The organism is Gracilibacillus timonensis, assembly GCF_900086715.1.
GTDB classification, from domain to species: domain Bacteria; phylum Bacillota; class Bacilli; order Bacillales; family Amphibacillaceae; genus Gracilibacillus; species Gracilibacillus timonensis.
In genome coordinates this window covers 533,852-545,784 of the sequence record NZ_FLKH01000012.1, presented here as the reverse complement: position 1 = coordinate 545,784, position 11,933 = coordinate 533,852, and the positions used below count along the sequence as shown (strand labels likewise).

General features: G+C 41.4%; 10 protein-coding genes. 2 read left to right on the top strand and 8 right to left on the bottom strand.

Annotated elements, in window-relative coordinates; genetic code table 11:
• Positions 1 to 208: 208 nt before the first annotated feature.
• Complete coding sequence (locus BN6556_RS13635) at positions 209 to 1,381, top strand: IS256 family transposase (RefSeq protein WP_066190544.1); 1,173 nt, start codon at positions 209 to 211, stop codon at positions 1,379 to 1,381.
• 266 nt (positions 1,382 to 1,647) lie between these two features.
• Here BN6556_RS13635 and BN6556_RS13630 read toward each other — a convergent pair whose 3' ends face one another.
• The 8 genes from BN6556_RS13630 to BN6556_RS13595 form a co-directional block, all read right to left on the bottom strand.
• Positions 1,648 to 1,962: a CHY zinc finger protein gene (locus BN6556_RS13630; protein WP_066192451.1), complete on the bottom strand. Its 315-nt coding sequence runs from the start codon at positions 1,960 to 1,962 to the stop codon at positions 1,648 to 1,650.
• Between the two features lie 95 nt (positions 1,963 to 2,057).
• Positions 2,058 to 3,344, bottom strand: a complete 1,287-nt coding sequence (eno, locus tag BN6556_RS13625; protein ID WP_066196381.1) for a phosphopyruvate hydratase — start codon at positions 3,342 to 3,344, stop codon at positions 2,058 to 2,060.
• A 21-nt stretch (positions 3,345 to 3,365) separates the two neighbouring features.
• Positions 3,366 to 4,907, bottom strand: a complete 1,542-nt coding sequence (gene gpmI, locus BN6556_RS13620; protein WP_066192449.1) for a 2,3-bisphosphoglycerate-independent phosphoglycerate mutase — start codon at positions 4,905 to 4,907, stop codon at positions 3,366 to 3,368.
• Positions 4,904 to 5,662, bottom strand: coding sequence for a triose-phosphate isomerase (gene tpiA / locus BN6556_RS13615; protein WP_066192447.1), 759 nt, complete (start codon positions 5,660 to 5,662; stop codon positions 4,904 to 4,906). Before tpiA ends, gpmI begins: the two co-directional genes overlap by 4 nt.
• A 21-nt stretch (positions 5,663 to 5,683) precedes the next feature.
• Positions 5,684 to 6,865 carry a phosphoglycerate kinase gene (locus BN6556_RS13610; protein WP_066192446.1) on the bottom strand — a complete coding sequence of 394 codons (1,182 nt, stop codon included), beginning with the start codon at positions 6,863 to 6,865 and terminating at the stop codon, positions 5,684 to 5,686.
• Positions 6,866 to 6,946: 81 nt separating this feature from the next.
• The gene (gene gap, locus BN6556_RS13605; protein WP_066192444.1) at positions 6,947 to 7,954 is read right to left on the bottom strand and encodes a type I glyceraldehyde-3-phosphate dehydrogenase; all 1,008 of its coding nucleotides are present in this window, start codon (positions 7,952 to 7,954) and stop codon (positions 6,947 to 6,949) included.
• Positions 7,955 to 7,991: 37 nt separating this feature from the next.
• Positions 7,992 to 9,020 (bottom strand): sugar-binding transcriptional regulator, encoded by a 1,029-nt coding sequence (locus tag BN6556_RS13600; protein ID WP_078060100.1) that lies wholly within the window; start codon positions 9,018 to 9,020, stop codon positions 7,992 to 7,994.
• A gap of 156 nt (positions 9,021 to 9,176) precedes the next feature.
• Entirely contained in the window at positions 9,177 to 9,437 is a 261-nt protein-coding gene (locus BN6556_RS13595; protein WP_066192441.1) for a glutaredoxin family protein, read from the bottom strand.
• A gap of 315 nt (positions 9,438 to 9,752) precedes the next feature.
• On the opposite strand from BN6556_RS13595, the gene BN6556_RS13590 reads away from it, so the two are divergent.
• On the top strand, positions 9,753 to 11,510 hold the full coding sequence (locus BN6556_RS13590) for a methyl-accepting chemotaxis protein (RefSeq protein WP_066192439.1): 1,758 nt from the start codon (positions 9,753 to 9,755) through the stop codon (positions 11,508 to 11,510).
• The last annotated feature ends 423 nt before the right edge of the window (positions 11,511 to 11,933 follow it).

Genomic DNA, 11,933 nt, shown 5'->3' with positions numbered 1-11,933 from the left:
CCGTTAGATTCTTTCTTACGGACAAAACTTTGCGATTTGCCGGTTTTTTGTCCGTTAGATCCATTCTTACGGACAAAACTTTGCGATTTGCCGGTTTTTTGTCCGTTAGAGATTAAGCCCATATAATTGTGTAAAAAGGAAAAGGCCTCGTTCATTTCCTGTTATAATGTTTTTATCCCACTAAAAACTTATAAAGGAGAAATGAACGATGACCCATATCCATTTTAAACTGAATTTTGAAGAATTAAAAGAAAAAGTATTAGGATCGGATTTAGAAGATGTGATGAAATCAGCGTTAGTGATTGTGCTGAATTCGTTCATGGAGAAAGAACGGGATGACTACCTAGAGGCAGCATCTTACGAAAGAACCGAAGGGCGTAAGGACTATCGCAACGGTTACTATGAGCGCGATTATAAAGTACCTGTGGGAACCTTAAAATTACATGTTCCCCGAACGAGGAAAGGGGAATTTTCCCCATCCTTGTTTGAAAAATATACACGCTCCGATCAATCCTTGGTCTTATCGATGCTGGAAATGGTGGTGAACGGGGTATCTACTCGAAAGGTCACCAATATCATGGAAGCGCTCTGTGGAGAAGGGGTGTCTAAATCCATGGTATCGAATATCACCAAGAAATTGGATCCCCTGGTCATGGAATGGGCCAATCGCCCGTTGAATGTGAAGTATTATCCCTATATCTATACCGATGCCATGTATATCAAGGTAAGAGAGCATCATAAAGTGGTCTCTAAAGCGGTGTATATTGCGGTAGGGGTCAACGAAGAAAAGAAACGGGAAATCATCGGGATGACAGTTCAGCATGCCGAGTCGAAGGAAAGCTGGAGCCGTTTCTTGGAAAGTTTACAATCGAGAGGTCTCCAGTCGCCCAAACTGGTTATTTCGGATGCCCATGAAGGGTTAAAACAAGCCATTCAACAACGGTTCATTGGTACGAGTTGGCAGCGTTGCACGGTCCATTTCAAACGGAATCTGTTCGATACCTTGCCGAAAAAAGGGAGAGAGGAGGCCAAGAGATGGATCAAACGTGTATTTAACGCGAGCAGTGTAGAGGAAGCGCGAGCGTTAAAAGATCAGTTTTTGAAGGCGTATGAAGATCAGCCAAGATTTACGAAAGTAGGAGAATTGTTAGAAGAAGGATTTGATGATGCGGTTCAATTTATGAACGAACCCGTTGATTATCACGTGCAGTTACGGACCACCAACAATGTGGAAAGAATCAATGGAGAAGTCCGAAGAAGAGAACGAGTGATTCGCATATTTCCTAACACTCAATCCGCTTTTCGGTTAATTGGGGCCGTCCTCATGGATATCGAAGAACAATTAGACCGAGGCAATCGAATATACTTGAAAGGTACCTAAAAGCCCGCCAGCGTCGGCGCGAAAATGTGTGGAGGAAGGAGGGGGTACCCCCTCCTTCCTCCACACATTCACCATACCCTAACCGGATAAAAACATGTAAATGTATTTTACACAATAATATGGACTTGACTCCGTTAGATTCTTTCTTACGACAAAACTTCGTGAGTCGGCCGTTTTTTGTCCGTTAGATCCATTCTTACGACTGGGGAACGCAATTTCCGTTCCTCAGTCCGCCAGATTTTTTCTTATGAACTGGAGAGAGCAAATTAGTCATTAAAATACACATGATAATGCTTGGAACAGTTAGGATTAAATTGCGCTTGACAATTAGGGCAACTTTTCGTATGTACATATTGGTTGATGGTTAGTTCCCTTTTGCACTTCCCGCACAATACAGCGTATTGATCAAACTCCTCTTTATTCCATCGACCAAATGGGTGGTCGCAACAGGCCTGATGACATAAAAAACACGGATAATAACGCTGACATGTTTTACATTTAAGGGCAACAATATCCTCCTCTTGCTGATAGTGTTGACAACGTGTTTGATCATCAACCGTTAAACCATAAACCTTAGGCATATTTCTCCCCTCCTCAGTAGATTAACAGTACAGGATCCCGTACTGTATGTAAAGAAAACTCCCGTATATTAAATATACAGGAGTTTATCAGCAACTTATTTATTTAAGTTGTAAAATGCTGTTTTACCAGCGTATTTGGCAGTACCAACCAATTCGTCTTCGATGCGTAGTAATTGGTTATATTTCGCTACGCGGTCAGTTCGAGATGGGGCACCTGTTTTGATTTGACCGGCATTGGTGGCAACCGCAATATCTGCAATCGTAGCGTCCTCTGTTTCACCAGAACGGTGCGAGATAACGGCAGTGTAGCCAGCGCGTTTAGCCATTTCGATAGCCTCAAATGTTTCCGTAAGTGTACCGATTTGGTTCACTTTAACAAGGATAGAGTTGCCAACTCCTTGTTCAATACCTTGAGCAAGACGTTTCGTGTTCGTAACGAATAAATCGTCTCCCACTAATTGAACGCGGTCACCAATACGCTCTGTTAAAAGCTTGTGACCTTCCCAGTCATTTTCATCTAATCCGTCTTCGATGGAAACGATTGGATATTTATTGATCATTTCTTCAAACCAGCTAACCATTTCTTCAGATGAACGCACAACCCCTTCACCTTTCAGGTTGTATTTACCATCTTCATAGAATTCGGAAGAAGCGACATCCATCGCTAATTTCACTTCTTCTCCTGGTTTGTAACCAGCGGCTTCAATCGCCTCAATAATAGTAGATAGTGCTTCTTCATTTGATTTTAGATTTGGCGCGAAACCACCTTCGTCACCAACACCTGTATTATAACCTTTGCTGCTGAGTACTTTTTTCAAGTTATGGAATACTTCTGCTCCCATTCGTAAAGCTTCACGGAATGTTGGAGCACCTACTGGCATAATCATAAATTCTTGAATATCTACGTTGTTATCGGCATGCTCTCCACCATTTAGGATATTCATCATTGGTGTTGGAAGGGTAGTCGCATTGAAACCACCTAAGTAAGTGTAAAGTGGTACACCTAGGTAATCTGCTGCTGCATGTGCTGCTGCCATCGAAACACCAAGTATGGCATTGGCACCTAGTTTACCTTTGTTTTCTGTACCGTCAAGCTCTAATAATAACTGATCAATTACGACTTGACGAGTCACGTCTACACCTAACAATTCTGGTGCAATGATTTCATTAACGTTTTCTACTGCTTTTAAGACACCTTTTCCTAGATAACGGTCTTTGTCACCATCGCGTAATTCAACTGCTTCATGCTCACCAGTCGACGCACCACTTGGTACTAAGGCAGAGCCGAATGCTCCTGATTCTGTAAAGATTTCTACTTCAACGGTTGGATTACCACGGGAATCTAATACTTCACGTGCATAAATATCTGTAATATATGACATCATTCATCTACTCCTTTTTGGTTATGATTTTTTGATGAGGCTGTCGCCTGTCATTTCTTTTGGTTTTGTGACATCTAGTAAATCAAGCAGTGTTGGTGCAAGGTCTGCCAAAATGCCGCCATCGCGTAACTCTACCCCATCCTTTGTTACAATAACGGGAACTGGATTGGTAGTATGGGCAGTCATTGGTTTATTCTCCAAGGTCACTACCTCATCGGAATTACCATGATCCGCTGTAATAATAGCGTGACCACCTTTTTCTGTGATTTTATCGACTACTTTACCTAGACATTCATCGACTGCCTCAATCGCCTTCACCGTAGGTTCTAACATCCCGGAGTGACCGACCATATCCGGATTGGCGAAGTTAAGAATAATCGCATTGATTTCATCTTTATCTAGTTCTTCCAGTAAGGCGTCCGTTACTTCATAGACGCTCATTTCTGGTTTTAAATCATAGGTTGCTACTTTCGGCGAATCAATTAAAATTCGTTTTTCTCCAGGGAATTCCTTCTCCCGACCACCACTCATAAAAAAGGTGACGTGGGGATACTTTTCTGTTTCTGCAATTCGTAATTGATTCAAATCATTCTGTGCCAATACCTCACCAACGGTATTATCCAAATTAATGGGCTGGTAAGCGACATGACCATCGACTGTCTCACTAAAGTTTGTCATACAAACAAAATAGAGATCCTTCGGTGCCTTGTCTCCACGATCAAAATCTCGAAAATCCTCATTTGCAAAGGTACGAGAAATTTGTATCGCTCGATCGGGACGGAAATTATAGAAAATAACAGAATCATTATCTTCAATCGTTGCTTTCGGTTTGCCATTTTCATCCGTAATGACACAAGGAATCACAAATTCATCATAAATCTCATTTTGATACGAATCTTTAACGGCTTCAATTGGGTCGGTATACGTTGGGCCTTCTCCATATACCATCGCATCATAAGATTTTTTCACGCGATCCCAACGATTGTCACGATCCATCGAATAATAGCGACCAGATAGTGTAGCAATTTCTCCTACACCTAATTCGCTCATCTTCTCTTGTGTTTGTTTAATATAGGTTTCTGCTGTTTGCGGGCCGACGTCACGACCATCCAAAAAGGCGTGGACAAATACTTTTTGCAGCCCTTTATCTGCCGCTAATTTCAGCACAGCAAATAGGTGTTTAAGATGGCTGTGAACCCCGCCATCTGACAATAAGCCAAATACATGCAAGGCTTTATTGTTTTGTTTGGCTTGTTCTACTGCCTTGACGAGTACCTCATTATCAAAGAAATCACCGTCTTTAATCGCTACATTCACGCGCGTCAAGCTTTGATAAACAATACGTCCAGCACCAATGTTCAGATGTCCTACCTCGGAGTTACCCATTTGACCATCAGGTAGTCCAACCGCCTCTCCACTGGCCTGTAACTGATTGGTTGGATACTGATTCCAATAACGATCAAAGTTTGGCTTGTTGGCATGTTTGACGGCATTCCCTTTTTCTTCATCACGGATGGCGAATCCGTCTAAAATAATGAGGGCCGCTAATTTATTCTGACTCATTTGGCACCAGCCTCCACTAACTGTAAGAAAGAGTCTGCCTCAAGACTAGCTCCACCAACTAAGGCACCATCGATATCTGATTGTGCAAGTAACTCATCGACATTTGCTGGCTTAACACTACCACCATATTGAATACGTAAGGCTTCTGATGCCGCTTCTGATACTGCTTCTGCAACCACTTTACGAATGTACGTACATACTTCGTTTGCTTGTTCAGAAGTTGCGGTTTTTCCTGTGCCAATTGCCCAGATTGGTTCGTAAGCAATAATCGTTTGATTCACTTGCTCTTCCGTTAATCCAGCCAATGCTGCTTTTACTTGGCTTTCTACCACGTTCATTGTTTCGTTTGCCTCACGCTGTTGCAAGGTTTCACCCACACAAATGATAGGGATAAGGTCATGATCGAAAGCTGCTTTTGCCTTTTGGTTCACTGATTCATCCGTCTCTGCAAATAACTCACGACGTTCTGAATGGCCTAACACCACATAGGTTACCCCGATATCACGTAACATGCTTGGGCTTACTTCTCCAGTAAAGGCGCCACTTTCTTCAAAATGCATATTCTGTGCCGCAATGTGTAAATCTGTCCCTTTTGCAATCTCTACCAATGCCGGTAAATAAGGAAACGGAGCACAAACTACTGATTCTACCTTTGCTTCAGCAGCTATCTTATCCTTTGTTGCTTCGACAAAATCAACGGCTTCACCAAGTAATTTGTTCATTTTCCAGTTGCCTGCAATTACATTTTTACGCATAAAAATTATCTCTCCTTTGCCTTACTTATCTGTTAATACACTAACACCTGGCAATTCTTTACCTTCCATAAATTCCAATGAGGCACCACCGCCTGTTGAAATATGATCCATTTGCTTGGCATAACCGAATTTCTCGACTGCTGCTGCTGAATCTCCACCCCCGATAACGGTATACCCTTCTGTTTGAGTAAGAGCTTCTGCCACAGCTTTTGTACCATTTGCGAATGTCTCCAACTCAAAAACGCCCATTGGACCATTCCAAATCACAAGCTTGGAATCTTTTACAATGTCAGCATATGTTTCACGTGTCTTCGGACCAATATCCAATGCCTCAAGATCTGCCGGGATACTGTCAATCGTAACAATTTCTGTATGGGCATCATTCGAAAAATCATCTGCAACGACTACATCCTCTGGAAGCACAAAGTTAACGCCTTTCTCTTTTGCCTTTTCCATGTAGTCTTTGGCTAGTTGGATCTTGTCTTCTTCTAATAAGGATTGTCCAATTTCATATCCTAATGCCTTGACAAACGTATAAGCAAGACCACCGCCAATAATCAGGTTGTCCACTTTATCTAACAGGTTGTCGATGACACCGATTTTATCTTTTACTTTTGCTCCGCCAATAATGGCTGTGAAAGGTCGTTCAGGATCTGATAATGCTTTGCCTAATACCTCAAGCTCTTTCTCTAATAAAAAGCCGGCTGCTGATGGAATATGTTCTGCTACCCCGGTTGTCGATGCATGGGCACGGTGAGCAGCTCCAAAGGCATCATTTACGAAATAATCTGCAAGGCTGGCAAACTCTTTTGCTAAAGCAGGATCATTTTTGGTTTCACCTGGTTCAAACCTTACATTTTCAATCAAAAGTAAATCGCCATCTGCCAACTGGTCTACTGCTTGGTTTATTTCCTCGCCATAGACTTGATCGGTTTTAATCACAGACTTACCACTAAGGTCACTTAAACGCTTGGCAACGGCATCCATACGCAACTCTTCCACTGCTTCTCCTCCTGGACGGCCAAGGTGGCTTGCCAAGATAACCTTCGCTCCTTGTTCGGAAAGATATAGAATAGTTGGTAAAGCTGCTTTGATTCGTGTATCATCTGTGACCTGGCCATCTTCCATTGGCACATTAAAATCTACACGACAGAATACCTTTTTTCCCTTTACATCAATGTCTTCGATTGTTTGTTTGTTCATGGGTAGGATCCTCCTTCAGGACTTTATTTATAAAAATGTGAAAACGGGAGGAGGATTGATCCCCCTCCCGTTGGTTCTATCTTATAGTCCTTGTTTTTTAAGGTATGCCGCTAAGTCTACTACACGAGAAGAGTAACCCATTTCGTTGTCATACCAAGATACTACTTTTACCATGTTACCTTCCATTACCATGGTGGAGATACCATCAATAGTGGAAGAGTTGGTATTACCTACATAGTCAACAGACACTAATGGCTCATCGGAGTATCCTAAAATACCTTTCAAGTTACCTTCTGCTGCTTCTTTAAGCGCATTGTTAACTTCTTCTGCAGTTACGTCTTGACCTAATTCAGCAACTAAGTCAACTAATGAACCGTCTGGAGTAGGCACACGCATTGCCATACCATTCAATTTACCTTCTAATTCAGGTAATACAAGCGATACTGCTTTTGCAGCACCTGTTGTTGTTGGAATGATACTTTCTGCTGCTGCACGCGCACGACGATAGTCTTTATGTGGCAAGTCAAGAATTTGTTGATCATTCGTGTAAGAGTGAATAGTTGTCATCATACCACGTTTGATACCAAATTTATCATTTAATACTTTGGCATATGGGGCTAGACAGTTTGTTGTACAAGAAGCATTGGAGATAACATGATGGTTTGCTGGATCATATTTATCTTCATTCACACCCATTACAACGGTAATGTCTTCTTCTTTTGCAGGAGCTGAGATAATAACTTTTTTCGCTCCAGCTTCTAAGTGTTTAGCAGCTGCATCGCGCTGTGTAAAAATACCTGTTGATTCAACAACAATTTCTACACCTAAGTCGCCCCAGCCTAAGTCTGCTGGATCACGCTCAGAAAGAACTTTTACTTCTTGTCCACCTACTACAAGTGCATTTCCATTTACGGAAACTTCTTGATCTAATTTCCCGTGTACGGAATCATACTTAAGTAAGTGTGCAAGCATATTTGCATCGGTTAAGTCATTTACTGCTACTACTTCTACCTCATCATTGTTTAGTGCCTGACGAAAAACATTACGTCCAATACGGCCAAAACCATTAATACCTACTTTTACTGCCATGCTAAAATTCCTCCTTAATAATGCTATTAATTTATAGTTAAAGGGAATATCCCTTTAATAACTGTTTGGCTGCTGCTTCATCAGTAATCAGCACATTGCTTTTTCCTTGCTTGAAATAGGACTGGATGGCCTTTCCCTTTGAGGCACCACCCGCAACGGCAATGACATATTCGGCCTTATTTAATTCTTCTAATTGCATGCCTGCCGTCCGTACCTTATAGACCACATCACCATCTTCATCTAAATAGAAACCAAAAGCCTCACTGACAGCATTTCTTTCAGCTAGCTGCGTAAGCACATCCTGCGTAGCTTTGCGTCGTTTTGCCATCGTCATCGCGTCTCCGATACCATGAATAATTACCTTGGCATCGTGGATCAATTCTAGGATTTCCTTGATCGTTGGCTCCTCAATAATCGAATGATAAGTTTCTTCACTTAATGGATCTGGGACATACAACATCCGGTAACTGCCATTTACTTTCTTGGCCATTTGGGCACAAATCGTGTTGGCCTGGTTCTCTACTTGCTCCCCCAGCCCCCCGCGCGCAGGCACAAATATACAATTTCGCGCATGCTCTAACGGCGTCATCTGGTTAGCAACCTCGGCCATCGATGTCCCGCCCGTCACAGCTATTATTTGATTGGAAGTTAATATATTGCTTAAGAATTGCGCGCTAGCCTTTCCTAAGTCTTGCAGGACTGCTTCTTGTTCATCACTGTTTCCTGGAACAATAATAACACGTTCCAATTGTAATTTATCCTTAATTTGCGATTCTAAAACACGAAATTCAGAGATTTCATCCATAAATGCAGCTAACTTCTCGATCATAAAGTTCCCTTCTACGGTAACTTGCATACCTTTTCCCGTAACCATGATAAACCCATGCTTACTCAAAAAATCAATCTCACTGCGGACTATTCGTTCTTTTAGCTTGATATTTTCCGCTAAGCTTCGACGTCCGATCGGCTGCATTAATTGAATGTATTGCAAGACCTTATATCGTCGCTGCATAACATCGAGCAAATCTGGAAACAATTTTTCTTGAATATCGATTAAGTCCTTCAAACCGGAAACGCTCCTTTTAAAGGTTGTTCACGCACTTTTATATTCTGCGGGTAATTTTTGTCCCTCATAGTCGCATTCCGTCCCACCAAGAATAAAAAAATATCTGCAAATAACTTCCTTACATTTGATTGTATCAAAGATAGACGATCCACTCAACTATTTTGTCATATTATTTGGGTTTACTGATTGTTTTAGATAATCTTCTACGGTTTGCAAATCAATAATGCCACTGTCAATTACCTCTTGTTCGCACGTTACCACTGGGATAAGGAGATGGTATTGTTCCAAGAGTTCTTCATCAGTATAAATATCGATTTCTTCTATTTCAAAAGCATAATGGTTCTGCAGTATATCCAAGGTTACTTTTGCTTGATCACAAAGGCTGCAGTTTGTTTTTCCATATAAACGCAACTTCATTCTCTTTTCCCTCCTTGTCGATGGAACATTCATCGGTTATTTATCAAAATCCTACGTTCTATTTTACCATAAGATGCTTCTGTTTTTATAGATCACCTACACAGAATGGCCTCCAAACGGGAAACTATGATCAGCATATACTTTACAACCGACCTTAAAGACACCCTCATTCGACATTTTATCTACTATGGAACTGGAGAGTGTGATATAATAACAACAACCTTATGACTAGTACATAAGTATAACTTTTTTAGTTTTTATTGTAAAAATGGCAGATGCCAGTCACAAATGATAGCTACTACAAGGAGGAACATCATGAAGATGATGCAATTAAGATCCATTAGGGCAAAATTAATCACGGTTTCTATTTTATTACTTATTATTCCTATTACGGTGTTGGGAATTTTTAGTTACCAGAAGAGTGCCAATAGTTTAAGCGAACTAGGTGAAACAAACTTAAAAAACAGTGTCGCTCTGACCATCGAACTTATTGAAGCGCTAAATGCAGAAGTGGAAGAGGGGCATTTGACGTTAGAAGAGGCACAAGAAAAAGTGAAACAGGCTATTCTAGGTGAACAAAGCAGTGATGGGACACGACCGATCAATTCCAATATTAACCTTGGGGAAAATGGATATATGTTTATTCTGGATGATGAAGGCACTCAAATTGCTCACCCATTCACTGAAGGGAGTAACACTTGGGATTCTGTCGATCCAAATGGAGTAAAGTCAACTCAAAAACATATTAACACAGCCAATGATGGCGGTGGATTTGTCTATTTTCATTGGCCGTTAAACAATGATGATAACAACATTCAGCCGAAAGTCTCTTACACAGAAAAAGATCCCGTATGGGGCTGGAACGTAGTGGCTGGTACTTATATGATGGACTTTAACCAACCTGCTAATGATCTGTTGAATAACATTCTGATCATTGCTGGTATCACGCTAATCATCGGAATTGCTGTTACCTGGCTATTCGCTAACAATATTGCCACACCAATTAACCGTATTTCCAAACAAATGAAGGCATTAGCAAACGGTGACCTCACAACCAACAAAACCAGTGTTAAATCCAATGATGAAGTTGGAAAATTAGCCGATTCAATGAATCATATGCAAAAGCAGTTACATGTTCTTATCGCCAATGTGGCAACAGCCTCAGAAAAAATGAGCAACCAAAGTGAGGAATTAACACAATCATCCAGTGAAGTCAAGACAAGTTCCGAACAAATTGCGATGACAATGGAAGAACTAGCTACTGGTTCTGAAAAACAAGCGGACAGCGCTAGTGGATTATCTTCCGAAATGCAAAACTTCGCCAAAAAATTAGCAGAAGCGAATCAGCAGAGCAGAGAAATTCAAGCTCATTCAGAAAACGTCTTAACGCTAACCAATGAAGGCAACGAGCTTATGCATGCTTCCAAACAGCAAATGGAAAAAATTGATCAAATCGTACATAAAGCAGTGGAGAAAGTGGAAGGATTGGATACACAAACCAAAGAAATATCCAAGCTTGTTTATGTTGTCAAAGACATTGCGGCTCAAACCAACCTGCTCGCTTTAAATGCTGCGATTGAAGCCGCTCGAGCTGACGAACATGGCAAAGGCTTTGCTGTGGTAGCAGATGAAGTAAGAAAGCTGGCAGAACAAGTAACAGATTCCGTTGACAACATTTCAAAAATTGTTGCCAATGTTCAGAACGAATCCAGTACTGTGGCCTCCTCCTTACTAGATGGATATCATGAGGTAGAAGCTGGTACTAACCAAATGGAGGCTACCGACGAGAAGTTTAAACGTATTAATCAATCGGTGACAGAAATGGTTACTAATATTAATCAAGTAGCTAACAACTTAAATAGCATTACCAATAGTAGCCAGCAGTTTAATCGGTCCATTGAAGACATTGCTGCTATTTCAGAGCAGTCCGCTGCCGGAGTGGAAGAAACAGCTGCCTCATCCCAGCAAACCAGCTCCTCGATGGAAGTTGTAGCGCAAAGTTCCAATGAGCTTTCTCGCATAGCAGAAGAATTAGACGGCTATGTTAACAAGTTTAAGCTAACCAATAAATAAGCCGCGTCATGAACATAAGAAAAACCGGGCAAAATTCGCCCGGTCCTTGACGCATAACTAAAAGTAGCCACTGAACTGCCGATAAGATGGATTATGTAAAGTAGCCCACTTTCCTTAGTGATGAGTTTGACCGTTTTATCTGTGCAAAGCAAGCGCTCCGGGAATAGGTTCCGCTTTCCATGGGGCCGGCTTCAGCTAACTAAAAAGAAGAGCACTTTTTAGTGGATCTTCAGCTCGTCCTGGTCCCATAGGAGTCTCCACCTATTTCCTCCGCTGGGTAGCAGGACTACAATCGAATGACTGCTAAGATGAAGCGTTCCAGACACTATATTTCTGCCAATAAGAAAACCGCATAACCTATTTCTGAGAACGGCTTGATCCTATGTTATGACTTTTATATTAGTACCGTGATCCATTACGCAG

What these genes read in the sequence shown, in the direction of transcription:
- BN6556_RS13630 (WP_066192451.1), bottom strand. Translation starts at nt 1,962, where the DNA reads ATGCCTAAGGTTTATGGTTTAACGGTTGATGATCAAACACGTTGTCAA.
- BN6556_RS13590 (WP_066192439.1), top strand. Translation starts at nt 9,753, where the DNA reads ATGAAGATGATGCAATTAAGATCCATTAGGGCAAAATTAATCACGGTT.
- BN6556_RS13610 (WP_066192446.1), bottom strand. Translation starts at nt 6,865, where the DNA reads ATGAACAAACAAACAATCGAAGACATTGATGTAAAGGGAAAAAAGGTA.
- gap (WP_066192444.1), bottom strand. Translation starts at nt 7,954, where the DNA reads ATGGCAGTAAAAGTAGGTATTAATGGTTTTGGCCGTATTGGACGTAAT.
- BN6556_RS13635 (WP_066190544.1), top strand. Translation starts at nt 209, where the DNA reads ATGACCCATATCCATTTTAAACTGAATTTTGAAGAATTAAAAGAAAAA.
- eno (WP_066196381.1), bottom strand. Translation starts at nt 3,344, where the DNA reads ATGTCATATATTACAGATATTTATGCACGTGAAGTATTAGATTCCCGT.
- tpiA (WP_066192447.1), bottom strand. Translation starts at nt 5,662, where the DNA reads ATGCGTAAAAATGTAATTGCAGGCAACTGGAAAATGAACAAATTACTT.
- BN6556_RS13595 (WP_066192441.1), bottom strand. Translation starts at nt 9,437, where the DNA reads ATGAAGTTGCGTTTATATGGAAAAACAAACTGCAGCCTTTGTGATCAA.
- gpmI (WP_066192449.1), bottom strand. Translation starts at nt 4,907, where the DNA reads ATGAGTCAGAATAAATTAGCGGCCCTCATTATTTTAGACGGATTCGCC.